This is a genomic window from Bradyrhizobium sp. USDA 4504, from assembly GCF_054063995.1.
Genome location: NZ_JBSSGV010000001.1, coordinates 5,136,367 through 5,159,853, shown reverse-complemented (window position 1 = coordinate 5,159,853; position 23,487 = coordinate 5,136,367). Strand labels below are relative to the sequence as shown.

Below are 23,487 nucleotides of genomic sequence, written 5' to 3'. Positions count from 1 at the left end.
CATCAGGCAGCCTAGAGCATCCCGCGGCAAAGGGGAACGCCGTTTCGTCGTGCAATCTGCCTGATCGGCGGTCAGGACGATGCGACGGCATTGGGCAGCAGCTGGCCGGCGCAATGCTCCCGCATTGCAGCATGAAGGTGCCGGGTGTGGATTCGTTTATCGGCTAGACAGCCTCACCGGCCGGCGACAGGCTCCGTGCCGGCACTGCGCATCAAAACTGGAGAGGCTGACATGGGCACGCTCGAAAAAGGCATTACCCGAACCGGCACCGGCTACGGCGGCAAGACCTGGAATATCCTGGGCCAAATCTACTATCCGAAGGCGGTCACCGACTCGACCTTCGCGTTCGAAACCAACAGCGATCCCGGCCAGTTCGTGCCGGTGCACATCCACCCGACCCAGGACGAGTTCATCCTGGTGCAGGAAGGCGTGCTCGACCTCAAGCTCGACGGCGTCTGGGTGCAGGCCAAGGCCGGCGACCTCGTGCGCATGCCGCGCGGCATCCCGCACGGCTATTTCAACAAGTCGGACAAGCCGGCGCGGGCGCTGTTCTGGGTGTCGCCGATGCAGAAGCTCGAGGCGCTGTTCGAGAAGCTGCACAATCTGCAGGACCCCGCCGAGGTGGTGCGTATCTCCGCCGAGCACGAGGTGGACTTCCTGCCGCCGGAAGCCAACGACTAGAGCATTTTCCACATGATGTGGATCATCTGGTGTATCCAGCATGCCTAGAGTAGTTGGCACACATCTGCGGCGCAAACGACTTGACGAGTTTGCCGATGAGTTTGAGCAGGGCTTGGACCGTGCGGGTGGCGCCTTTGCGCAGCGCAGCTTTCAACCGGGAGAAGGCCTGTTCGATCGGATTGAGGTCGGGCGAGTAGGCCGGCAGATAACGCACGCGGGCGCCGACAGCCTCGATCGCCTCGCGGACACCGGCGATCTTGTGAGTGCGCAAGTTGTCCATGAAGACGATGTCGCCCTTGCGCAAGGTCGGCGCCAGGACTTGCTCGACATAAGCCAGGAACGAGGGCCCATCCATTGCACCGTCGATGACATAGGGCGCCGTGAGGCCATCGATGCGCAGCGCGGCGACAAGCGTCAGCGTCTTCCAGTGACCATGGGGCACGCCAGAGACGAGGCGCTCACCGCGAGGAGAGCGCCCATAGTGCCGGACCATCTTCGTCGTGACCGCAGTCTCGTCGATAAAGATGAGGCGCGGTGCACGCAGCTTGGGCTGCTCGGCTTTCAGCGCGGCACGCTCGGCAGCGACGTCAGGTCGATCCTGCTCGGCGGCGTGCAGTGTTTTTTTTGAAGGTGATGCTGTGACGGTCGAAGAAACGCCAGATCGAACCGATGCCGGCCTTTTGCTTTCTCTGAGAGCGCAGACGCGCGCGGATCTCCTCGAGCGTCAGGTCCGGCTCCGCGGCGATCAGCTCGATCAGCCACTGCTTGTGCTGCTCCAACGGCGAGCGGCTGTGCCCGGTGCCGGGCTTGGCCTCAACGTTTCCGGTCTTCCTCCAACGATCCATCCATCGGATCGTAGTCGAAGCGCCGAGATTGAGAATGCGCGCAGCCTCACGTGCGCTTTCGCCGGACTCAACAAGCTCAACCGCACGCACCCTGAGGTCCTTGGAGTATCCCTTCGCCATCGCATGCCCCGCATGTTGTCGCGGGCAACACCGAATCTGATTTGCGTGCCCGTGGGAATCCCCTTTGACTGTTCCGATTCACCTCAACTGGAAACCGCTCTAGCCCGGCGGTCAAACAGACAATACGCACACGAGGCGGCAATCGCCGGAGCTGGACTCAGGCGATGACGGGGACGCGTGCGCTTAACGAAATTGGACCTGTTCATTCAATTCGGAGCGGTTTCATGGTCAAGCAGAAGCATGTGTGCGTCATCGGCGCCGGCATTTCCGGGCTCGCCGCCGGCAAGGCCTTTGCCGGTCGCGGCCACAAGGTGACCATCATCGAGCGCAGCGGCGATCTCGGCGGCGTTTGGGAGCCGGCGCGCTCCTATCCCGACGTGCAGACCCAGAGCCCGAAGGAGCTCTATCGCTACACCGACAAGGCGATGCCGGAGTCCTATCCGGAATGGCCGAAGGGTCCGCAGGTTCATGCCTACTTGCGCGACTATGCCCGCAGCCACGGGCTCGACGGCGCGATGCGGTTCGACACCAAGGTCGAGACCATGACGCGTCGCACTGACGGCAGGCCGGGCTGGACGCTGGCGCTGCGCTCGACCGACGGCGCCACCGGCCACGAGGATTTCGACTTCGTCGCGGTCTGCACCGGGCAATTCAACGAGCCGCAGGCCCTGCCGCTGGCCGGCGAGGACGGCTTCAAGGCGCAGGGCGGGCAGATCCTGCATTCATCGCAATACGGCGATCCAACGCTTGCCAAGGGCCGCAAGGTGGTGGTGCTCGGCGGCTCCAAATCGGCGACCGACATCGCGGTGAATGCGGTCAATTCCGGCGCCAGCGAAGTCACCATCGTGTTTCGCGAGCCGGTCTGGCGGATTCCCTATTTCGTCGGCGGCCTCGTCAACTTCAAGCGCATCCTCTACATCCGCGCCCAGGAGGAGATGTTTGCCAGCTGGGGCATCGGGCCGATGGCGCGCCTCGCGCATGTCGTGGCAAAGCCGTTCGTGTGGGCGAACTGGCGCGGGCTCGAGAGCATGCTGAAGATGCAGCTCAAGCTGAAGCAATGCGGCATGGTGCCGAAGGAGCGGATCGAGGACGGCGTCAACTGCTCGGTGCCGATCGCAACCCCCGGCTTCTATCCGATGGTCGCCGACGGCCGGATCAAGGCGGTGCGCGGTACCTTCGACCATTACGACGGCAAGACCATCGTGATGAGCGGCGGCCAGCGCGTCGCGGCCGACGTCGCGGTGCTCGCGATCGGCTACAAGCTCGGCGTGCCGTTCCTGCCCGAGGAGTATCAGAGCAAGCTGGTCGAGCCCGACGGGCAGTACCGGCTCTACCGGCTGATCGCCAATCCCGATCTGCCCGACATGGGCTTCGTCGGCTTCAATTCGAGCTTCTGCACCGTGCTGTGCGCCGATCTCGCTGCGAACTGGCTGGTGCGCTACGCCGACGGCCAGCTGGCGCGGCAGCCGAGCGCGGCCGAGATGCACGACAACATCGCGATGATGCTGAACTTCAAGCGCGTTGAGCGTCCGGCAGCGGGCGTCTATGGCGGATTGTGCGTCGCGCCGTACCACTTCAAGCATTTCGACGAGCTGCTGGCGGACATCGGCACCAAGGCGTCGCGCCGCAACCCGCTCGTCGAAAAGTTCACGCCGCCGGACGCCGACGCCTATGCCCGCTTCCTCGCGACTGCGCCAGCATACAGAGCGGTGGCGTAGAGCATCACGGGATGGGGGCGAGCAGCAAGGGCGCTGCGCTCCCTCTCCCCGTTCTTACGGGGAGAGGGTTGGGGTGAGGGGCCGTCCCCGCATCTGCGGTGATGGCTGCGTTTGTGGAGACTCCCCCTCACCCGGAACGCATCTAATGATGCGTTCCGACCTCTCCCCGCACGCGGGGCGAGGTGAAACGGAGGCCGCTAATCGCGGCCGGCGTCGAGGAAGGCCTGCGCCAGCCGCTCGGGGTTGGAGAAGCACAGCTCGTGGCTGCCCGGCACCTGGACCAGGCGGAACAGCCCGAGCTTCTCCGACAATCGCGGATGCCAGGGCAGGCTGTGCGGCATCGCGGTGTCCTCCGTGCAATTCACGTAGGATTTCGCGATTGGCATCTCGGCGGGATTGCTGCGCAGCGCGATCTTGTCCTGGAAGGTCTTCAACGGGTGCGGGTTGAGCTTGTCATAGGCGCGCTGCGCCGTCTCGAGATCGGCGTCGTTGATGAAGGCCTCGCGCCAGATCGGGAACGGCAGCACCACCGAGCCGTCGCCCCGCTCGGCATGAATGGCGTCGAACAGGCCGCGATAGTGCGGCGGCACCATGTCGTTGAGGCATTCGCCATTGTTCGGGACAAAGGCGTTCCAGTAGACGAGGCGGCGGATGCGGTTAGCGGCGGCGTCGGCAACGCCGGTGATGACCATGCCGCCATAGCTGTGGCCGACCAGGACGATGTCCTTGAGGTCATGCTCGGCGAGATAATCCACGATCGACTGGATCGCCTCGGCGAGGCCGGAGTCCTTCCGGTCGCCGGGACGGTTGCCCCTGATGGTCGGGGTGTGGACGGCATGGCCGGCCTTGCGGATGGCGGCCGCAACCGGCTCAAACTCGGCGCCGGTATGCCAGGCGCCATGGACGAGAACATAGGTCGACATGTTGTACCTCCCTGTCTGGATTGCCGCGTCCGGACGGCCCGGGATACGCGCAGGTTTCATCCGCTTCCTGATGGATATTGACCTGGATATTGACCTGGACCCGCGGAACGCGCTTGGCTGTGAGCGAACCGGACTGGGCTCGGAGTGAACTGATGCAGCAAATCGCCGCCGCGGATCGCTCGCGCAGGCTGAGCTGGAATACCGCGGACACGAGGCCCGGCGAGCAGTTCGCGTATTACCGCGAGGCGATCTGCCAGGCCTTCATGAACCTGACGCCGGAGCCGCCGGCGACGCCGGGCTTCCTCGCCCGCGTCGAGACCGTTGGGCTCGGGGATGGCGCGGTCAACCGGGTCAGCTTCCCGGAGCATGTCGTGCGGCGCTCCGCTGCCGACATCGCCGCGTCCAGCCGGCGCTGCTACTACCTCAATCTGAAGCTTGCCGGCCGCTGCCGCATCCAGCAGGCGGGACGCGAGATCAGCCTGTCGCCGGGGCAGGTCGGAATCTTCGACAGCGGCCAGCGCTTCGCGCTGCTGCACGACCGCGGCCCGGCGCTGCAGGTCGCCTCGTTCTGGGTGCCGGCCGAGGCGCTCGATGAACGGCTGCCGTCGGCGCCCGAGGTCGCGCCGGCGCGGGTTTCGGATGATCCCTTCGTCGGCCATCTCATCGCCGAGACGGCGCAGGTTCTGAACACATCCGCCCTCCGTGCTTCGGATGCGGACAACGCGCGGCTGTTTGGCGTGCTGCTCGATCTGGTCGCGCTCAGCCTGTCGCGCAGTGGTCGCGCAGGCGTCGGGGAGAGCGCAAGCCTTGCCGATGCGACCTGGCTTGCGCTGCGCCGTGCCGTGGACCGCAGGCTGCGCGAGCCCGGCCTCGGCGTTGCCGCCATTGCGGCTGCGATCGGCATCAGCGAGCGCTATGTCCACAAACTGTTCGAGCGCGCCGGCACGACATTCGCCAGCCATGTGATGGACCGCCGTCTCGACGGCGCCGCGCGCGATCTGAGGGATCCCGCGCTCGCCGGGCGCGCGATCGGCGACATCGCGTTCGACTGGGGCTTCTCCGACCTGTCGCATTTCACGCGGCGCTTCAGGCACCGCTTCGGCTGCACGCCGCGCGACTGGCGCCGCGGCTGACCAACGCTTCGGAAATCGCCATGACGCAGCCGTTCACCTACCAGGTCAGCCCGATGCGGGTCGTGTTTGGGGTCGGCACCGTCGCGCAGCTGGCGGACGAGCTCGACCGGCTCGGCATCAATCGCGCGCTGGTGCTGGCGAGCCGGCGGCAGCAGGCCGAGCTCGGCGATCTTGCTGACCTGACCGGCGGCCGTGTGGCCGGATTGTTCGACGGTGCAGTGGTGCACACGCCGGTCGCGGTGACCGAACATGCGATGGAGATCGTCCGCGAGCTCAAGCCGGACGGCGTGGTTGCGATCGGCGCCGGTGCCGCGACCGGCCTCAGCAAGGCGATTGCGCTGCGCACTGACCTGCCGCAACTGATCGTGCCGACCAGTTATGCCGGCTCCGAGATGACGCCGGTGCTCGGCGAGACCGTCGACGGCGTCAAGACCACGCAATCATCGCCCAAGATCCTGCCCGAGACCGTGATCTACGACGTCAACCTGACGATCTCGATGCCGGCAAAATTCTCCGCGATCTCCGGCCTCAACGCGATCGCGCACGCGGCCGAGGCGCTGTACGCGCGGGACGGCAACCCGATCACCTGGCTGATGGCGGAAGAGGCGATTGCGAAGCTTGCCTCGTCGCTGCCCAACGTGATTGCGCGTCCGCGCGATCTCGAGGCACGCGCGGACGCGCTCTATGGTGCCTGGCTGTCCGCCGTCTGTCTCGGCACCGTCGGCATGGCGCTGCATCACAAGCTCTGCCACACCGTCGGCGCGCTGTTCGACCTGCCGCATGCCGAGACCCATGCGGTGCTGCTGCCGCATACCATCGCCTACAACACGCCGGCCGCACGCGAGGCGATCGGCCGTGCCGCGAACGCGCTTGGGGCGGCCAGCGCCGCCGATGGCCTGTTCGATCTGTCGGCAAGGCTCGGCGCGCCGCGCTCGCTCGCCGAGATCGGCATGCCCGAGGACGGCATCGCAAAGGCGGCCGCGCTCGCCACCAAAAATCCTTACTGGAATCCGCGGCCGATCGAGGAGAGCGGCATCCGCGACCTGCTGAAGCGCGCGTGGTCCGGCGCGCGCCCGCAGGCCGGATAGATCAGACGCCGATCGCGTTGCGCGCGATCACGTCGCGATAGAACGCCGCGCTCAATTTCGGCACCCGGGCCTGGGTCTCGAAATCCACCCGGTAGAGGCCAAAGCGCTTCTCGTAGCCGAAGATCCATTCGAAATTGTCCATCAGGCTCCACAGGAAATAGCCGTGGACCGGGACCCCGTCGGCGGTCGCGCGCTGCAATTGGGCGAGATAGTTGCGCAGGAACATGATGCGGTCGAGATCGTAGATCTGCCCGTCCGGATGCACCTTGTCCTCACCGGACGTGCCGTTCTCGCTGATATAGATGCTCTTGATGTTCCACAGCTTGGCGGCGATCCGCGGCGCCCAATAGATCGTCTCCGGCGCGATCCGCAGCCATTCCGAGCTCATGTGCGGGAAGGAAGCCGGCATCGGCAGCGGCTTCCAGCCGGGGGCATGCTCGGTGGCAAGGATGTAGCATTGCGGCGCGTAGATGTTCAGCCCGACGAAATCATTGGGCTGCGAGATGATCTTCAGCTCATCCGCGGTGAATTTGGGCGCGTCCGCGCCGGCATATTGCAGGAATCCCTCGGTGTACCTGCCTTCGAGGACGACACCGAGAAAACCTGCATTGAGCTCGCGGGTCGCGGTCTCGGTGGCGCGGATGTTCTCCGGCGTGTTGAAGGCGGGCACGCAGGCGGTGATGTTCTCGGCCGGCCCGACCCGCGTGCCGGCACGGCCTTTGGCGCGGATCGCCTGCACTGCAAGGCCATGCGCAAGCGCCACATGATGGCGCGCCTGGTTCACCTCGCCCGCCGGCAGCTTCAGCCCCGGGGCGTCGACGCCGAGCGCATAGCCGAAGGGGAGGAAACGTCCGACCTCGTTGAGGGTGAAGACGTTCTTCACGCGGTCGGTCAGTCGCTGCGCCACATAGCCGGCATAGTCGCCGAACGCCTTCGAGGTGTCGCGGGAGCGCCAGCCGCCGACGCGGTCCTGCAACGCCTGCGGCAGGTCCCAGTGATAGAGCGTGGCGTAGGGCTCGATGCCGTTCGCCAGCAGCTCGTCGACCAGACGGTTGTAGAAGTCGAGGCCCTTCGGGTTCGGCGTGCCGGTGCCGTCGGGAAATACCCGAGGCCAGGCGATCGAAAACCGATACGCCTTGGCGCCGAGATCCTTGATGAGGCGAACGTCCTCCTTGTAGCGGTGATAGTGGTCGTTGGCGCGGTCGCCGGTCGAGCCGTCCTCGATCTTGCCCGATGTGTGGGTGAAAGTGTCCCAGATCGATGGGCCGCGGCCGTCCTCATTGACCGCGCCCTCGACCTGGTAGGACGAGGTTGCGGTGCCCCAGACGAAGCCCGTGGGAAAGTTCGTGCCGTCCGGCCGCGACGCGCGGTTTGCAGCCTCGGCAGGGCCGGTCAAACCGAGCGCCGAGAGGCCTGCAAGGCCCGCAAACTGCCGGCGCGAGAACTTTCCGAACATTGCTGTCTCCCGTCGCCGAACGTTGCGGCTGGAATGCGGGCCGTAGGTTAACCTTCCATCCCGCCGTTGAGCAACAAGGGTCGGTGGGCCAAAGCGCCGTGGCGAACGGCGCACCAATCAATGCGAACCATTGTGATGTCAATGTCGCGGAGTTGTCAGTTTTGTGGCGACATTTTCTCTACTAGATTGCCTGCTACGTCATTCCGCAATGACATCCGAATATCCCCGAGATTCCCGTGAGCTGCGCGCGATGAACAAGCCTGCAACCCATGTCCGAACGGCGCTGCTGCGTTGTCTTGCCACTGCGATCGGCTTGGCTTTGGCGATGGCCGCAAGCGCGCATGCCGAGCAGACATTTTCGTTCGACCGCACGCCCGGAAAGCTGCCGAAGACGGTCGTCCCGTTGCATTACGCGATCGAGCTGACGCCTGATATCACGGGCCTCGCTCTGCCGGGCGTCGAGACCGTCGACATCGAGGTACGCGAGGCGACCGCGCAGCTGACGCTGAACGCGGTCAACACGACATTCGCAGAGGTCACGATCGATGACGGCGCGCAGCACGCGGAGGTCGCGACCGACGCCGCCGCGCAGACCGCAACGCTGACCTTCGCCAGGCCGCTTGCGGCCGGCCGCCACAAGCTGCGTATCGCCTTCACGGCGCAGATCAACAAATTCGGCACCGGCCTGTTCTCGGTCGACTACCCGACCAGGACCGGGATCAAGCGGATGATCTCCAGCAAGCTGGAGCCGGCCGATGCGAGGCGGATCTTCCCGTGCTGGGACGAGCCGTCGTTCAAGCCGAGCTTCGCGCTGACCGTCGTCATTCCGCGCAATCTGCTCGCGGTCGGCAACATGCCCGTGACCAGCGAAGAGCCGGTCGCCGGCGATCTCAAAAAGGTTGCGTTCGCGCCGACGCCGAAGATGTCGAGCTATCTGTTCGTGCTCACGGTTGGCGAGCTCGAGCGCGTCACAGCGGATGCCGGCGGCGTCACGGTCGGCGTGGTGACGACGGAGGGCAAGGGCGGGCAGGGCCGGTTCGCGCTCGACAGCGCGGTGAAGCTGCTCGCCTATTACAACGACTATTTCGGCGTCAAATATCCGCTGCCGAAGCTGGACCTGATCGCAGTTCCGGGCGGGTTCGGCGGCGCGATGGAGAATTGGGGCGGCATCACCTTCTTCGAGAGCCGGCTGCTGTTCGATCCCGCGACGTCCGCCGAGACCGCGCGGCGTGGCATCTTCGCCATCATCGCGCACGAGATGGCGCATATGTGGTTCGGCGATCTCGTCACCATGGCGTGGTGGGACAATCTCTGGCTCAACGAGGGCTTTGCCAGCTGGATGGCAACCAAGGCGTCGGAGCAGTTCTATCCAGAGTGGCAGGGCTGGCTGAACGGCTACGGCGCGAAGCAGTTCGCCATGGCGCTCGATGCGCGGCGCACCTCGCATCCCGTGCAGCAGCCGATTGCCGATCACAGCGAAGCGGTGACGGCGTTCGACGCCATCACCTACGGCAAGGGGCAGGCGTTGATCCGCATGCTCGAGACCTATCTCGGCGAACCGGCGTTCCGCGACGGCATCCGCAAATACATGGCTGCGCATGCCTACAGCAACGCGACAACAGCTGATCTCTGGCAGGCGCTCGAGAGTAGCGGCGGCAAGACCATCACCGGTATCGCCGCCTCGTTCACCGAGCAGGACGGCGTGCCGCTGGTCGTGGCCGAGGCGGCCTGCGATGGCATGGCGCAACGTCTGACCCTGCGGCAGGATCGCTTCGTGATCGCGCCGGCCAACAATCCGCCGCTGCCGGCCCGCAACTGGCAGATCCCCGTTGCGGTCGGACCGGCGCATGGCAAACCGTTCGACGAGATATTGTTGAAGGGGAGCACCAATATCACGGCCGGCGCCTGCGGCGATGCGATCAAGGTCAACCTCGGCGACGTCGGCTACTTCAGAGTCGAGTACGGCCCGAAGAACCGTGCGGCGTTGCTGAACGCATTCCCGCAAATGCAGGTCACGGACCGTCTCAATGTCGTCACCGACAGCTGGGCGCTGGTGCAGGCGGGCCGCGCGGAGGCGCCGTCCTATCTCGCGCTGCTCGATGCGCTCGATGCCGGTGACCAACGCGCGGTGTGGGACCAGGTGATCTCGACATTCGCGGCGCTGAACCGGCTGTCGCGCGGCCGCACCGAGCGGCCGGTGATCCAGGCCTATGCCCGCGCCAAGCTGCGCCCGGTGTTCGATCGGGTCGGATGGGACGGCGCCGGTTCAGGCGACGATGACACTGCGTTGTTGCGTGCAAGCCTGATCTCGACGCTTGGCGATCTCGGGGATGCAGCTATTGTGGCGGAAGCGAAGCGGCGCTTTGCGGGATTCGTCGATGATCCCAATTCGCTTCCGACCGCATTGCGCGATGCCGTCACGCATGTTGTCGGTGTGACCGCCGATCGGGCGACCTACGGCCAGCTGCTGGCGCTAGCGCGCAACAGCACGGCGACCAATGAACGGCTGCGCTATTATCTCGCGGCGGCAAGCGCCCGCGATGCCGAATTGGCGCGGGCGACGCTGGCGTTGACGCTGACCAACGAATTGCCCGACACGATCGTGACGGGGATGATCAACGCGGTTGCGTCTTCAGGCGAGCAGCCGCAGCTCGCCTGGGACTTCGTCCGGACTAATTTCGATACGTTGCTGGCAAGGCAGGGGCCGAACTTCCGCGACCAGTTCGTGCCGAACTTCATGACCAATTTTACCGATGAGGACCATGCGGCGGAACTGGCCGCGTTTGCTCCGTCGCAATCGACCACCGGCGGACGGGTGATGGTGGCGCGATCCGTGCAGGCGATCGCGATCTCGGCCGATCTCGCCGCGCGCGTGCTGCCCGCCGCCGACGGCTGGATCAGGGCGCGCAAACCGTGAGATCGCGAAGCAGTTTCCGGCGGCGCGCGATGCGGCTATGCTCCGTGCGCGGCATGCAATCAACGATGCGAGGCTGAGATGGTCAAAGGTTCCGATTTGCTGGTCGCGGCCCTCGAGAATGAGGGCGTGGAGCGGGTATTCGGCGTCCCCGGCGAGGAGAACCTCGACGTGGTCGAGAGCCTGCGCAAATCCTCGATCAAACTGATCGTGACCCGCCACGAGCAGGCCGCGGCGTTCATGGCGGCGACCTATGGCCGGCTGACCGGAAGGCCCGGCGTCTGCATGACGACGCTTGGCCCCGGCGCGCTCAACCTCACGACAGGCGCCGCCTATGCGCTGCTCGGCGCGATGCCGATGGTGATGCTGACCGGCCAGAAGGGCATCCTGAGCAGCCGGCAGGCCAAGTTCCAGATCGTCGACATCGTCAACACGTTCCGTCCGCTGACCAAGCTGTCGCTGCAGATCGTCAGCGGCGCGACCATTCCGACGCTGGTTCGCGACGCCTTCCGAATTGCGACGCAGGAACGGCCGGGGCCGGTGCTGCTCGAACTGCCGGAAGATATCGCAGGCGAGGAGACTGCGCCGGTCGAAATGATACCGCCGCATCCGATCGAGATTCCGATCGCGCACGCGGCTGCGCTCGATCGCGCCGCCGACATGATCCTGAAGGCGCAGCGCCCGCTGATCATGCTTGGTGCTGCGGCATCGCGTCCGCGTTCGACTGCCGGGATCGGCGATTTCGTGCGGCGCACGAAAATCCCGTTCATTACCACGCAGATGGGCAAGGGCACCGTGTCCGGCGGCACCAATCAGTATATGGGGACCGCCGCGCTGAGCGAGCGCGACTACGTGCACGAGGCGATCGACCGCGCTGACCTCATCATCGCGATCGGTCACGACACGGTCGAGAAGCCGCCCTTCATCATGGGCCCGAAGGGACCGCAGGTGATCCATGTCAGCTACATGCCGGCAACGGTCGAGCAGGTCTATTTCCCGCAATGCGAGGTGATCGGCGATGTCGGTCCGAGCCTCGAATTGCTGGCCGATCGGGTCGAGGGGAAGCTGCCGCATGCCAGCGCGCTGCTCAGCCTGCGCCAAAGCATTCTGGCCAAAATCACCGATCGCGCCACCGAGGGCCGCTGGCCGCCGACGCCGCAGCGCATCGTGCACGATGTGCGGCAGGTCATTCCCGAGGACGGCATCGTCGCGCTCGACAACGGCATGTACAAGATCTGGTTCGCGCGCAATTACCGCACGCTGCTCGCGAACTCGCTGCTGCTCGACAACGCGCTCGCGACCATGGGCGCCGGCCTGCCGTCGGCGATGATGGCGGCGATGCTGTATCCGAACAACCGCGTGCTCTCGGTCTGTGGCGATGGCGGCTTCATGATGAACTCGCAGGAGCTCGAGACCGCCGTCCGCCTCAAGCTCAATCTGGTGATCCTGATCCTGGAGGATTCCGCCTACGGCATGATCCGTTGGAAGCAGGCGGTCGACAATTTCCCGGATTTCGGCCTGACCTTCGGCAACCCGGATTTCGTCAAATACGCCGAAAGCTACGGCGCCAAGGGTTCGCGGATCGCGAGCACGGATGCGATCGTTCCGACCCTGGAACGGGCGTTTTCCGGCGGCGGCGTGCATCTTGTCGTGGTGCCGATCGACTATACCGAGAACAAGCGGGTGCTGGTCGACGAATTGCGCGAGAAGGTGCAGCAGATCGATGTGTCGTAGAGCATGATCCGGACCCGAAGGGCCGCGTTAGCGCAAAGTGCGAAGCGGCTTTCCTCGCGACAAACGCAAAGCGTTTGCGCGGAGATCATGCTCAAACAAGACGCTGAAGCATTGCTGCGGTGGGCAAGGAACGAAAAGCCCTCGGCTTGATTGAACGTAAGCCGCCATGGTAGCACGCCACTGCATCACCATTGCGCAGATGGTCGGCGATACCAGATCTGAGAGGTCACGTGACTGCACCAAATCCTGCCGCCGGCAAACCCATCGATCCCGCCGCGCTCGCCAATGTGCCGCGGCTGGTCACGGCCTATTTTGCCGGCAAGCCCGACGCCGGCGATCCCGCCCAGCGGGTTGCGTTCGGCACCTCGGGCCATCGCGGCTCGTCGCTGAAGAATTCCTTCAACGAGGACCATATCCTCGCCACCACGCAGGCGATCTGCGATTACCGGCGCGAGAAGGGTCTCACCGGGCCGCTGTTCATCGGCATCGACACCCATGCGCTGGCTGAGCCGGCGCTGGCCAGCGCGGTCGAGGTGTTCGCGGCCAACGGCGTCGAGATCATGATCGACGCGCAGGGCGGCTACACCCCGACGCCGGTGATCTCGCATGCGATTCTGAGCTACAACAAGGGCCGTAGCGCGGGCCTCGCCGACGGCGTCGTCATCACGCCGTCACACAACCCGCCGGAGGACGGCGGCTACAAGTACAATCCACCGCATGGTGGTCCGGCCGACACCGACGTCACCGCCGTGGTCGAGAAGAACGCCAACCGCTACATCGAGGCCGGCCTCAAGGGCGTCGCGCGGCTGTCCTATGATCGCGCGCGCAAGGCGGCGACCACGCATCTGCACGATTATATCACGCCCTATGTCGCCGATCTCGGCAACACCGTCGATCTCGCGCTGATCAAGTCTGCCGGCGTCAAGATCGGCATCGACCCGCTCGGCGGCGCGGCGGTGCACTACTGGCAGCCGATCATCGCGCGCTATGGCATCAACGCGTCAGTCGTCAACGAGGCGGTCGATCCGACCTTCCGCTTCATGACCGCGGACTGGGACGGCAAGATCCGGATGGACTGCTCGTCGCCTTATGCGATGGCGAGCCTGATCGGGATGCGCGACCGTTTCGACGTCGCTTTCGCCAACGACACCGACGCCGACCGCCACGGCATCGTGACCCGCTCGAACGGGCTGATGAACCCGAACCACTTCCTTGCCACCGCGATCGCCTATCTGTTCGCGCACCGGCCGCAATGGAGCAAGGACGCCGCGATCGGCAAGACCATCGTGTCGAGCTCGATCATCGATCGCGTGGCGAAGAAGCTGGGCCGCAAGCTGGTCGAGACGCCGGTCGGCTTCAAATGGTTCGTCGACGGGCTCGGCAGCGGCGGCTTCGGCTTTGCCGGCGAGGAGAGCGCGGGCGCTTCGTTCCTGAAGCGCGACGGCTCGGTGTGGACCACCGACAAGGACGGCATCATCCTCGGCCTCTTGGCAGCCGAGATCATCGCCAGGACCGGCCGCGATCCGAGCGAATTGTTCGGCGAGCTGACCGCCGAACTCGGCGTTCCCTATTACGAGCGCATCGATGTGGCGGCGACGCCGAAGCAGAAGAACGCGCTGAAGGCGCTCGGGCCCGAGCAGCTCAACATGACGCAGCTCGCCGGCGATGCCGTGCGCGCGGTCAGGACCAAGGCGCCGGGCAACGACCAGCCGTTCGGCGGCATCAAGGTCGAGAGCGAGGCGGGCTGGTTCGCCGCGCGTCCCTCCGGCACCGAGGATGTCTACAAGATCTACGCCGAGAGCTTCCGCGGGCCGGATCATCTGAAGCAGATCCAGGGCGATGCGCAGGCCGCGATCGCCAAGGTGTTCTGAAAGGCGCGGGCCGGGCAGAATTCATGCGAATATTGTTGACCGGCTCCTCCGGCTGGCTCGGCCGTTTCCTCGCGCCGCGGCTTCGACAGGCCGGCCATGATGTGGTCGGTCTCGACGTCGTCCCGGGCGAGGCGACCGATGTCACAGGCTCGGTAGCCGAACGATCGGTGGTCGAGCGTGTGTTCGCGGATTACGGCATCGAGGCCGTGATCCATGGCGGCGCGCTGCACAAGCCCGACATCGCGCGGTTCGCGCCGCAGGCCTTTGTCGACGTCAACGTCACAGGCACGCTCAATTTGCTGCAGGCAGCAGTGGCTGCCGGCCACGACCGTTTCGTCTTCACCTCGACGACCTCGCTGATGATTTCGCAGGCGATCCGCGACGAGGAAGGCCATGCTGCGGTGTGGCTCGACGAGACGACAGGACCGCTTGAGCCGCGCAACATCTACGGCGTGACAAAACTCGCCGCTGAAGGGCTGTGCCGCCTGTATAGCCGCGAGCACGGGCTGAACTGCGCGGTGCTGCGCACCAGCCGCTTCTTCCCGGAGGATGACGACACCATCCGTGACATCCATGGCGAGAACATGAAGGCGACCGAGCTGCTGTACCGCCGCCTCACGGTCGAGGACGCCGCCGATGCCCATGTCGTGGCGCTCGACAAGATCCGCGGCTTCGAGGTCTTTGTGATCAGCGCGCCGACGCCGTTCAAGCGTGGCGATGTCGCCGACCTGAAGACGGACGCGGCCGGGGTCATCGCGCGCACATTCCCCGATGCGCCGGCGCTGTTCGCGCGGCGTGGCTGGCGCCTGCCGAAATCGATCGGCCGGATCTACGATGCCGGCAAGGCCGAACGGCTGCTCGGCTTCCGCGCCGGCACGGATTTCGCAGCGGTGCTCGGCGCCTTGCGCAGCGGCGTGCCGCTTCCCTTTGCGCACGATCCCGATTATGTCTCGCCGTCAACGAGGCTCGCAAATGGCTGATTTCCACGGCGTCTTTCCGTACCTGGTGTCCCCGGTCGACCCTGCCGGCCATGTCCGCACCGAGGTGCTGGGCCGGCTCTGCGACGATCTGGTCAAGGCCGGCGTCCACGGCCTGACGCCGCTCGGCTCGACCGGCGAATTCGCCTACCTCAACAATGCGCAGCGCATGCAGGTGGTGGCGACCACGATCGAGGCCGCGCAGGGCCGCGTGCCGGTGGTCGCCGGCGTCGCCTCGACCTCGACGGCGGATGCGGTGGCGCAGGCCAAGGCCTACCAGAAGCGCGGCGCGACCGGCATTCTCGCGATCATGGAGGCGTATTTTCCGGTCGGTGATGCGCAGGTGGAAGCCTATTTCCGCGCCATCGCCGACGCCGTCGACATTCCGGTCGTGATCTATACCAATCCGAATTTCCAGCGCTCCGACCTCACGCTTGACGTCATCGCGCGGCTCGCCGGGCATCCGCGCATCGGTTACATCAAGGACGCGTCGACCAACACCGGGCGGCTGCTGTCGATCATGAACCGTTGCGGCGACAGCCTGAAAGTGTTCTCGGCCTCCGCCCATATTCCGGCCGCGGTGATGCTGATCGGCGGCCATGGCTGGATGGCGGGCCCGGCCTGCATCATCCCGCGGCAAAGCGTCGAGCTCTACAATCTGTGCCGCCGCACCCGCTGGGATGAGGCGATGGCCCTGCAGCGCAAGCTGTGGCGCATCAACGAGGCGTTTGCCCGCTTCAACCTCGCCGCCTGCATCAAGGCCGGGCTCGCGAGCCAGGGCTACGACGTCGGCGATCCCGTGCCGCCGCAGGCGCCGCTCACGGCCGAGCAGCGCAAGGTGGTCGAGGCGGCGTTGCGCGATCTGGCCTGAAGCCGTCGGGGACTGCGCGGCAAAATGCCGGGCAATCCGCCTTGGCCATGCCGGAAACCTCCGCTTGGTCAGCGCGTTTGTTGCGTGGAGCACAGCAATGAATCGGCGTACCGTCCTTGTACTGGCCGTGATCGCGGCCATTCTGCTGATATTCGCGGCCGGCAGCATCCGTCAGGCGCCGTGGAGCGGCCCGGCTGCCCGCGCGGTCGCCGAGCGCGGCGCGCTGTCGGATGCCGAAAAGGCCAATGTCGAGATCTTCGAGAAGGTCTCGCCGTCGGTCGTGCAGGTGGTGACGCAAACCGCCGCCAATCCGCTGAGCGAGGAGCAGGAGGGCGGCGCGGCGTCGGGCACCGGCATTGTTTGGGACAATGACGGCCACGTCGTCACCAACAATCACGTGGTGCAGAACGCAAGCCAGGTCGCGATCCGCTTTGCCTCCGGCGAAGCGGTGCGCGCCGAAATCGTCGGCACGGCGCCGAACTACGACCTGGCGGTGCTGCGCATCCGCAGCGCGCGCAAGCTGCCGCCGTCACTGGCGCTCGGCAGCTCGGCCGATCTCAAGGTCGGCCAGTTTGCCTATGCGATCGGCAACCCGTTCGGGCTCGATCAATCGATGTCCAGCGGCATCATCAGCGCGCTCAAGCGCCGGCTGCCGACCTCGAGCGGGCGCGAGATCTCCAATGTGATCCAGACCGACACCGCGATCAATCCGGGCAATTCGGGCGGCCCGTTGCTCGATTCCGCCGGCCGGCTGATCGGCGTGACCACGGCGATCCTGTCGCCGTCGGGCTCGAATGCCGGCATCGGCTTTGCGATCCCGGTCGACATCGTCAATCGCGTGGTGCCCGAGCTGATCCGCAACGGCCGCGTGCCGACGCCGGGGATCGGCATCGTGACCGCGAATGAGGCGGTCGCCACGCGTATCGGTGCCGAAGGATTGATCGTGGTGCGCACGACACCGGGGTCGCCGGCCGAGCGCGCCGGGATACGCGGGGTCGACATGTCGACCGGTGAGCTCGGCGACGTGATCACCGCGGTCGACGGCAAGCCGGTGCACCGGCTCTCCGATCTGGCCGACCAGCTCGAGCAGATCGGGGTCGGCAAGAAAGTGCGGCTCAGCGTGAACCGCGACGGCTCGGCGCGCGATGTCGAGGTCGCCATCGTCGATATCGGCCGGGCGCAATGATGTCGTCACTGGCCTGACGCGTGCCACCGGATTGTGCTTCCGCGCGCCGCGCGACGACACGCCTGTCCTCTGGCCGGCGCTGTGGTTGTCAGGCCGCCAAAATCCGCTAAAACCGCCGCCAAATTCTCTGGAAATTCTTGGAAGCTCGAAGGACCCTCTGATGAACATTCTTCCCGGCAATATGCGTTTTGGTGCGGGCCAGCCAGTCAAGCGTCTGGAAGACCAGCGGCTGGTCACCGGGAAGGGGCATTTCATCGACGACAAGCCGCAGGACGGCGCGCTCTGGCTGCACGTGCTGCGCTCGCCGCACGCCCACGCCAACATCAAGGCGATCGACGCCAGGGCGGCGCTGGAGATGCCGGGCGTCAAGGCCGTCTATACCGGCGCCGACCTCGTCAAGGACGATATCGGCACGCTGCCGACGCTTGCGATCTTCAAGCGGCCCGACGGCTCGCCGATGACCGTGCCGCCACGGCGCCTGCTGGCGCATGATGTGGTGCGTTACGCGGGCGAGGGCGTCGCGGCTGTGGTCGCGACCTCGCGGGTGCTGGCGCAGACCGCGGCCGAGGCGATCGAGATCGATTACGAGGTGCTGCCCTCGGTGGTTGATCCGGTCGAGGCGATCAAGCCCGGTGCGCCGGCGGTCTGGCCGGAGGCGCCCGACAACATCGTGGCCGCGATGAGCTATGGCGATGCCGCCAAGGTCGAGGAAGCCTTCGCCAACGCCGCGCACAAGGTGTCGCTCGACCTGGTCAGCCAGCGCCTGGTGCCGTCGGCGATGGAGCCGCGCTCGACCATTGCCGAGATCGAGAAGAAGACCGGCCGGCTGATTCTGCACGTGCAGTCGCAGACTCCGGGTTCGACCCGCGACCTCTTGGCGGAATCGATCCTGAAGCGGCCGAAGGACAGCGTGCGCGTGCTGGTCGGCGACATCGGCGGCGGCTTCGGCCAGAAGACCAGCCTGTATCCGGAAGACGGCATCGTCGCCTACGCCGCGACCAAGCTGAACGAGAAGATCCGCTGGCGCGGCGACCGCACCGACGAGTTCGTCGGCGGCACCCATGGCCGAGACCTGACCTCGACCGGCGAGTTCGCGCTCGATGCCAAGGGCCGCGTGCTGGCCTACCGGGTGCGCTCGATCGGCGGCACCGGGGCCTATTCGTCGGGCACCGCCAACATCATTCCGCTGGTGCTCGGCCCGTTCGTGCAGACCGGCGTCTACGACCTGCCGCTGGTGCATTTCGAGGTGAAGTCGGTGATGACCCACACCGCGCCGGTCGGCGCCTATCGCGGCGCCGGCAGGCCCGAGGCGGTGTTCATCGTCGAGCGGCTGTTCGACGCCGCCGCGCGCCAGATCGGCATGGACCCGCGCACCATCCGTAAGGTCAACTACATCAAGCCGGCGCAGCTGCCCTACACCAATGCAGTCGGGCAGGTGTACGATTCCGGTGCCTTCGCGCACATGCTGGAGCGCGCGTCTGATTTGGCCGACTGGAACGGCTTTGCCGCACGCAAGAAGGCGGCGAAGAAGAAGGGCCTGCTCTACGGCCGCGGTCTCACCAGCTACATCGAATGGACCGGCGGCCGCGCCCACACCGAGAACGTCTCGCTGCACGCGACCGCCGAAGGCCGCGTCATCCTGCACTCCGGCACGATGGCGATGGGGCAGGGCCTCGCCACCACCTACACCCAGATGATCGCTGATACGCTCGGCATCGCGATGGACAAGATCGACGTGATCCAGGGCGACACGGACCTCGCCACGGGCTTCGGCAGCGTCGGCTCGCGTTCGCTGTTCGTCGGCGGCACCGCGGTTGCGGTCTCCACCAACGACATGATCAGCAAGGCGCGCGACAAGGCCTCCAATTTGCTGGAAGCCTCCGTTGAGGACATCGAGTATCGCGACGGCTTCCTCACCGTGGTCGGCACCGACAGGCGCATCAGCCTGTTCGAGATCGCGGCGAAGGAAAACGGCGCAAAGCTCTCGGTCGAGAGCGAGGGCAATGTCGACGGGCCGAGCTGGCCGAACGGCACGCATATCTGCGAGGTCGAGATCGATCCGGAGACCGGCGTCACGCGGGTGGTGCGCTACACCACGGTCGACGACGTCGGCGTCGCCGTCAATCCGATGCTGGTGACGGGGCAGGTGCATGGCGGCGTTGTCCAGGGCATTGGCCAAGCACTCTACGAGGGCGTGGCCTATAGCGAGGAAGGCCAGCTGCTGACCGCGAGCTATCAGGACTATTGCATCCCGCGCGCGGACGACATTCCGCCGATCACGGTGACGCTCGATGGCTCCGCGCCGTGCAAGACCAACCCGCTAGGCGCCAAGGGCTGCGGCGAGTCCGGCGCGATCGGCGGGCCGCCCTGCATCACCAACGGCGTGATGGATGCGCTGAGCGAGGTCGGGATCACCCAGCTGAACACGCCGCTGACGCCGTCGAAGATCTGGCAGGCGATCCGCGACGCGAAGGTGGGGGCGGCATAGGCCGCGCTTTCTCCTCCACCGTCATTCCGGGGCGCGCGTTGGCGCGAACCCGGAATCTCGCGCTACAACATCGAGGTTCCCCGGTGCGCAATTGCGCACCTGAGGTTCATCGCTCTGCGATGCCCCGGAACGACGGTGCCCTATAACCCCAACACCATCTTCGCGATGATGTCGCGCTGGATCTCGGATGATCCGCCGAAGATCGTATAGGCGCGGCCGTTGAGATATTCCGGCACCACCGGCAGCAGTTCTTCGGGGATCGCCGGCTCGTGGTTGAGCCGGTAGAACGGACGCGCCGGCTCGACGGCAAGCCCGTCCTGGCCGATCACGTCGACGCCGAGCCGCGTCACCGCCTGGCGGATCTCGCTGACCCTGAGCTTGATCAGCGACGACACCGCGCCCGGATTCTGCCCGGTCTGCAGCGCCGACAGCACCCTGAGCTCGGTCATCTCGAGCGCGTCGATATCGACCTCGACCTCCGACATCCGGATCGCAATATCGGGATCCTCGATGGCGCGGCCGGTGACCTCGGAGTCAGCGAGATCGGTGATCGTCTTCAGCGCCTCGCGCAGCTTGGCCGACGCGATGCCGGAGCCGCGCTCGAATTCGAGCAGATACTTGCCGTAGGTCCAGCCCTTGCCTTCCTCGCCGACGCGGTTGGCGACGGGCACGCGGACGTCGTCGAAGAACACCTGGTTGACCTCGTGGTCGCCGCCGATGGTCAGGATCGGGCGCGTGGTGATGCCCGGCGTCTTCATGTCGATCAGGATGAAGCTGATGCCGTCCTGCTGCCGCTCGCCGTCATTGGTGCGCACCAGCGCGAACATGCGGTTGGCGTGATGCGCATGCGTGGTCCAGATCTTGGTGCCGTTGATGATGTAGTCGTCGCCGTCGCGCACCGCGCGGGTCTTCAGCGAGGCGAGGTCGGAGCCCGAGCCCGGCTCGGAATAGCCCTGGCACCAGTAATCCTCGCCGGAGAGAATTCGCGGGAGGTAAAAGTTCTGCTGCTCGGGCGAGCCGAACCCGATGATGACGGGGCCGACCATCTTCACGCCCATCACGTTGACATTGGGCACGCCGGCGCGCGCGCATTCGGCCTCGAAGATCCAGCGCTGTGCCGGTGTCCAGTCCGGTCCGCCATGCTCCACCGGCCAGCCCGGCGCACCCCAGCCCTTCTTGTGAAGCGCGCGCTGCCAGGCCATGCCGATGTCGGGATCGGAGAACACCGACGGCGTCAGCGCGGTGGCGCGCTTCATCTCCGGCGTCAGGCTGCCGGCAATGAAATCGCGGACTTCCTGCTCGAAAGCGCGTTCCTCGGCACTGAAGGTGAGATCCATGGTGCGCTCTCCGTTAGGCGTGGGCGCGGCCGCTGAGCGCGGCGTGGCGGCGATAATGATGGGCGCTGTTGCCGAACAGCGTATCGAAGGCGAGCAGCCGCTTGAAATAGGCGCCGATGTCGAGCTCCTCGGTGACGCCCATCGCGCCGTGCAGCTGCACCGCCTGTTCGGCGACGAAGCGCGCGCATTTGCCGATCTTCGCTTTGGCGCCGGACGCCGCACGGCTGCGGGCCACGGGCTCGGCATTGGCCATCAGCGCGGCGCGCAACGCCATCGAGCGCGCCTCGTCGACCTGCATCGCCACGTCGGCGAGGCGATGGCGGATCACCTGGTTGGCCGATAGCGGCCGGCCGAACTGCTTGCGGATCTTGGTATATTCGAGCGTGGTGTCGAGCAGCGTCTGCATGATGCCGACCGCCTCGGCGCCGAGCGCGGCCATCGCGCGGTCGACCACGGTTTCGATCGCGGGTAGCGCATCGCTGCCGTCGCCGAGCAGCGCATCGGCGGGCAATTGCACATCCCTGAGATCGAGATTGCAGCCGCGCCCGCCGCCGAGCCGCGCGTAGTCGCGCAGCGTGAGCCCGGGCGTTTTCGCCGGCACCAGGAACAGGCCAAGCTTGCCGGATGCACCATTGGCGTTGGCGATACGGGCCGAGACGATGATCTGGTCGGCTGAAGCGCCGTCGAGTACGGCGATCTTGCTGCCGTTCAGGCGCCACCCGTCGGCGGTCTTGCTGGCCGTGGTGTCGACATGAGCGAGATCGAAGCGCGCGGCGCGCTCGGAATGCGCGAAGGTGAGCGTAAGCTTGCCCTCGGCAACATCAGGCAGGATCGCCTGCTTCTGCGTCTCGGTGCCGCATTCGGCAACCAGCGCGGCGCCGATCACGACCGTGGAGAGGAAGGGCTCGGACACCAGCCCGCGGCCGAACGCTTCCATCAACAGTCCGACCTCGATCGCGCCGCCGCCGAGCCCGCCATGGGCTTCGCTGATCGGCAGCGCCAGCCAGCCGAGCTCGGCGAACTGTTTCCAGATCGCGGGCGAATAGCCCAGCGGATCGTTCGCCGCTTTCTTGCGATGATCCGGGGTAAAAGTTTCCGCCACGAAGCGGTCGGCACTTTCGCGCAGCAGGCGCTGCTCGTCGCTGAGGGTGAGGTCCATCTGGCTTGCTACACGTTGGCGGTTTTCTTGACGGAGGGATGCAGACCCGCGGGGTCCACCACCATGCCGAATTCCTGAAGGTTGTGGGCGTGGCAGAGCTGATGCAGCGCGAAGGCCTGATCGATCGCGGCAGGCTGCCCCATGATGTCGATCGAGCGGTTCACCGCCTCCTTGGAAAGCTTCAGCGCAAAGGCGGGCTTGGCGGCGATCCGCCGTGCCAGCGCCAGCGTGAACGACGAGAGATCGCCGCGCGGCACCACGTGATTGACCATGCCGAGGCGATGCGCCTCGTCGGCACTCCAGACATCGGCGGTGAACAGCATCTCCTTGGCCTTGCGCGCGCCGAGCTCCCAGGGATGCACGAACCACTCGACGCCGCAGACGCCCATCGTCACGACGGGGTCGCAGAACTCGGCATCGTTGCTGGCAACGATCAGGTCGCAGGCCCAGGCCAGCATCAGTCCGCCGGCGATGCACTTGCCGTGCACCTCGGCGATCGTCGGCTTTGCCAGATTGCGCCAGCGCCTTGTGATCTGCAGGTAGATCTCCTGCTCGCGCGCGAAGCGGCCATGGGCGTTCGGCTCGGCGAAGCCGCCCCAATTTCCGACTGGCGGGAAATCGACCCCGGCCTGGTTCTTGGCCCCTGGCCTGAGATCGTGACCGGCCGAGAAATGCGGGCCGTTGCCGGCGAGGATGATGACCTTGACCGCGTCGTCCTGCACCGCTCGGTCGAAGGCGGCGTTGAGGTCGTAGGTCATTTGCAGGTTCTGGGCGTTGCGGGCCTCGGGGCGGTTCATCACGATCCGCGCAATCGCGGGCTCGGGCCGTTCGACAACAATCGTCTCGAATTGTTCAGACGCCAATGGATCCTCCCGCGATCGATTTTTTCGCCATGATGAACGGCGCGGGCAAGGATAGGCAAGCGTCATCATCCGCAAAAGAAGCCGCGAAATCCGCCGCACGGGATTATCCGGCGAAAATCTGTT

The 23,487-nt window shown here is 65.8% G+C and carries 17 protein-coding genes; 11 read left to right on the top strand and 6 right to left on the bottom strand.

The window, feature by feature from the left end; genetic code table 11:
- Positions 1-231 precede the first annotated feature (231 nt).
- Positions 232-681 carry a cupin domain-containing protein gene (locus ACVMB1_RS24265; RefSeq protein WP_057019245.1) on the top strand — a complete coding sequence of 150 codons (450 nt, stop codon included), beginning with the start codon at positions 232-234 and terminating at the stop codon, positions 679-681.
- Positions 682-703: 22 nt separating this feature from the next.
- On the opposite strand, the gene ACVMB1_RS24260 is transcribed toward ACVMB1_RS24265, so the two are convergent.
- A protein-coding gene (locus ACVMB1_RS24260; protein WP_456835514.1) for an IS630 family transposase occupies positions 704-1,646 on the bottom strand; the annotation gives its coding sequence in 2 pieces (ribosomal slippage) (positions 704-1,306 and positions 1,308-1,646; 942 coding nt in all).
- A gap of 224 nt (positions 1,647-1,870) precedes the next feature.
- Here ACVMB1_RS24260 and ACVMB1_RS24255 point away from each other — a divergent pair.
- Complete coding sequence (locus ACVMB1_RS24255; protein WP_076830680.1) at positions 1,871-3,364, top strand: flavin-containing monooxygenase; 1,494 nt, start codon at positions 1,871-1,873, stop codon at positions 3,362-3,364.
- Positions 3,365-3,561: 197 nt separating this feature from the next.
- Here ACVMB1_RS24255 and ACVMB1_RS24250 read toward each other — a convergent pair whose 3' ends face one another.
- Positions 3,562-4,287 (bottom strand): alpha/beta hydrolase, encoded by a 726-nt coding sequence (locus ACVMB1_RS24250; RefSeq protein ID WP_076830681.1) that lies wholly within the window; start codon positions 4,285-4,287, stop codon positions 3,562-3,564.
- A gap of 152 nt (positions 4,288-4,439) precedes the next feature.
- Here ACVMB1_RS24250 and ACVMB1_RS24245 point away from each other — a divergent pair, with 152 nt between their 5' ends.
- Together ACVMB1_RS24245 and ACVMB1_RS24240 are read left to right on the top strand one after the other, a co-directional pair.
- The gene (locus tag ACVMB1_RS24245) at positions 4,440-5,420 is read left to right on the top strand and encodes a helix-turn-helix domain-containing protein (protein WP_076830683.1); all 981 of its coding nucleotides are present in this window, start codon (positions 4,440-4,442) and stop codon (positions 5,418-5,420) included.
- Positions 5,421-5,440: 20 nt separating this feature from the next.
- On the top strand, positions 5,441-6,508 hold the full coding sequence (locus ACVMB1_RS24240; protein ID WP_076830686.1) for a maleylacetate reductase: 1,068 nt from the start codon (positions 5,441-5,443) through the stop codon (positions 6,506-6,508).
- A 1-nt stretch (position 6,509) separates the two neighbouring features.
- Here ACVMB1_RS24240 and ACVMB1_RS24235 read toward each other — a convergent pair whose 3' ends face one another.
- Positions 6,510-7,964 (bottom strand): GH1 family beta-glucosidase, encoded by a 1,455-nt coding sequence (locus ACVMB1_RS24235; RefSeq protein ID WP_076830688.1) that lies wholly within the window; start codon positions 7,962-7,964, stop codon positions 6,510-6,512.
- Between the two features lie 250 nt (positions 7,965-8,214).
- Between ACVMB1_RS24235 and ACVMB1_RS24230 the strand changes: the two genes are divergently transcribed.
- From ACVMB1_RS24230 to ACVMB1_RS24200, 7 genes are all read left to right on the top strand, one after another.
- Positions 8,215-10,881, top strand: coding sequence for a M1 family metallopeptidase (locus ACVMB1_RS24230; protein WP_076830691.1), 2,667 nt, complete (start codon positions 8,215-8,217; stop codon positions 10,879-10,881).
- 78 nt (positions 10,882-10,959) lie between these two features.
- Positions 10,960-12,612, top strand: a complete 1,653-nt coding sequence (locus ACVMB1_RS24225) for an acetolactate synthase large subunit (protein WP_076830695.1) — start codon at positions 10,960-10,962, stop codon at positions 12,610-12,612.
- Between the two features lie 230 nt (positions 12,613-12,842).
- Positions 12,843-14,483: a phosphoglucomutase (alpha-D-glucose-1,6-bisphosphate-dependent) gene (pgm, locus tag ACVMB1_RS24220; RefSeq protein WP_076830698.1), complete on the top strand. Its 1,641-nt coding sequence runs from the start codon at positions 12,843-12,845 to the stop codon at positions 14,481-14,483.
- A 23-nt stretch (positions 14,484-14,506) separates the two neighbouring features.
- Positions 14,507-15,463, top strand: a complete 957-nt coding sequence (locus ACVMB1_RS24215) for an NAD-dependent epimerase/dehydratase family protein (protein WP_456849285.1) — start codon at positions 14,507-14,509, stop codon at positions 15,461-15,463.
- Positions 15,456-16,331 carry a dihydrodipicolinate synthase family protein gene (locus ACVMB1_RS24210; protein ID WP_057019254.1) on the top strand — a complete coding sequence of 292 codons (876 nt, stop codon included), beginning with the start codon at positions 15,456-15,458 and terminating at the stop codon, positions 16,329-16,331. Before ACVMB1_RS24215 ends, ACVMB1_RS24210 begins: the two co-directional genes overlap by 8 nt.
- 97 nt (positions 16,332-16,428) lie before the next feature.
- Positions 16,429-17,517 (top strand): S1C family serine protease, encoded by a 1,089-nt coding sequence (locus tag ACVMB1_RS24205; protein WP_076830790.1) that lies wholly within the window; start codon positions 16,429-16,431, stop codon positions 17,515-17,517.
- A 160-nt stretch (positions 17,518-17,677) separates the two neighbouring features.
- Positions 17,678-20,005 (top strand): xanthine dehydrogenase family protein molybdopterin-binding subunit, encoded by a 2,328-nt coding sequence (locus ACVMB1_RS24200; RefSeq protein ID WP_076830703.1) that lies wholly within the window; start codon positions 17,678-17,680, stop codon positions 20,003-20,005.
- Positions 20,006-20,145: 140 nt separating this feature from the next.
- Here the strand turns inward: ACVMB1_RS24200 and ACVMB1_RS24195 are convergent, their stop codons facing one another.
- The 3 genes from ACVMB1_RS24195 to ACVMB1_RS24185 are packed head-to-tail and all read right to left on the bottom strand — an operon-like array spanning position 20,146 to position 23,364.
- The gene (locus tag ACVMB1_RS24195) at positions 20,146-21,342 is read right to left on the bottom strand and encodes an acyl-CoA dehydrogenase family protein (RefSeq protein ID WP_141342655.1); all 1,197 of its coding nucleotides are present in this window, start codon (positions 21,340-21,342) and stop codon (positions 20,146-20,148) included.
- Positions 21,343-21,355: 13 nt separating this feature from the next.
- Positions 21,356-22,501 (bottom strand): acyl-CoA dehydrogenase family protein, encoded by a 1,146-nt coding sequence (locus ACVMB1_RS24190; RefSeq protein ID WP_076830709.1) that lies wholly within the window; start codon positions 22,499-22,501, stop codon positions 21,356-21,358.
- Between the two features lie 8 nt (positions 22,502-22,509).
- Positions 22,510-23,364: an enoyl-CoA hydratase gene (locus ACVMB1_RS24185; RefSeq protein WP_038386235.1), complete on the bottom strand. Its 855-nt coding sequence runs from the start codon at positions 23,362-23,364 to the stop codon at positions 22,510-22,512.
- Positions 23,365-23,487: the final 123 nt, after the last annotated feature.

What these genes read in the sequence shown, in the direction of transcription:
- ACVMB1_RS24265 (WP_057019245.1), top strand. Translation starts at nt 232, where the DNA reads ATGGGCACGCTCGAAAAAGGCATTACCCGAACCGGCACCGGCTACGGC.
- ACVMB1_RS24255 (WP_076830680.1), top strand. Translation starts at nt 1,871, where the DNA reads ATGGTCAAGCAGAAGCATGTGTGCGTCATCGGCGCCGGCATTTCCGGG.
- ACVMB1_RS24250 (WP_076830681.1), bottom strand. Translation starts at nt 4,287, where the DNA reads ATGTCGACCTATGTTCTCGTCCATGGCGCCTGGCATACCGGCGCCGAG.
- ACVMB1_RS24245 (WP_076830683.1), top strand. Translation starts at nt 4,440, where the DNA reads ATGCAGCAAATCGCCGCCGCGGATCGCTCGCGCAGGCTGAGCTGGAAT.
- ACVMB1_RS24240 (WP_076830686.1), top strand. Translation starts at nt 5,441, where the DNA reads ATGACGCAGCCGTTCACCTACCAGGTCAGCCCGATGCGGGTCGTGTTT.
- ACVMB1_RS24235 (WP_076830688.1), bottom strand. Translation starts at nt 7,964, where the DNA reads ATGTTCGGAAAGTTCTCGCGCCGGCAGTTTGCGGGCCTTGCAGGCCTC.
- ACVMB1_RS24230 (WP_076830691.1), top strand. Translation starts at nt 8,215, where the DNA reads ATGAACAAGCCTGCAACCCATGTCCGAACGGCGCTGCTGCGTTGTCTT.
- ACVMB1_RS24225 (WP_076830695.1), top strand. Translation starts at nt 10,960, where the DNA reads ATGGTCAAAGGTTCCGATTTGCTGGTCGCGGCCCTCGAGAATGAGGGC.
- ACVMB1_RS24215 (WP_456849285.1), top strand. Translation starts at nt 14,507, where the DNA reads ATGCGAATATTGTTGACCGGCTCCTCCGGCTGGCTCGGCCGTTTCCTC.
- ACVMB1_RS24210 (WP_057019254.1), top strand. Translation starts at nt 15,456, where the DNA reads ATGGCTGATTTCCACGGCGTCTTTCCGTACCTGGTGTCCCCGGTCGAC.
- ACVMB1_RS24205 (WP_076830790.1), top strand. Translation starts at nt 16,429, where the DNA reads ATGAATCGGCGTACCGTCCTTGTACTGGCCGTGATCGCGGCCATTCTG.
- ACVMB1_RS24200 (WP_076830703.1), top strand. Translation starts at nt 17,678, where the DNA reads ATGAACATTCTTCCCGGCAATATGCGTTTTGGTGCGGGCCAGCCAGTC.
- ACVMB1_RS24195 (WP_141342655.1), bottom strand. Translation starts at nt 21,342, where the DNA reads ATGGATCTCACCTTCAGTGCCGAGGAACGCGCTTTCGAGCAGGAAGTC.
- ACVMB1_RS24190 (WP_076830709.1), bottom strand. Translation starts at nt 22,501, where the DNA reads ATGGACCTCACCCTCAGCGACGAGCAGCGCCTGCTGCGCGAAAGTGCC.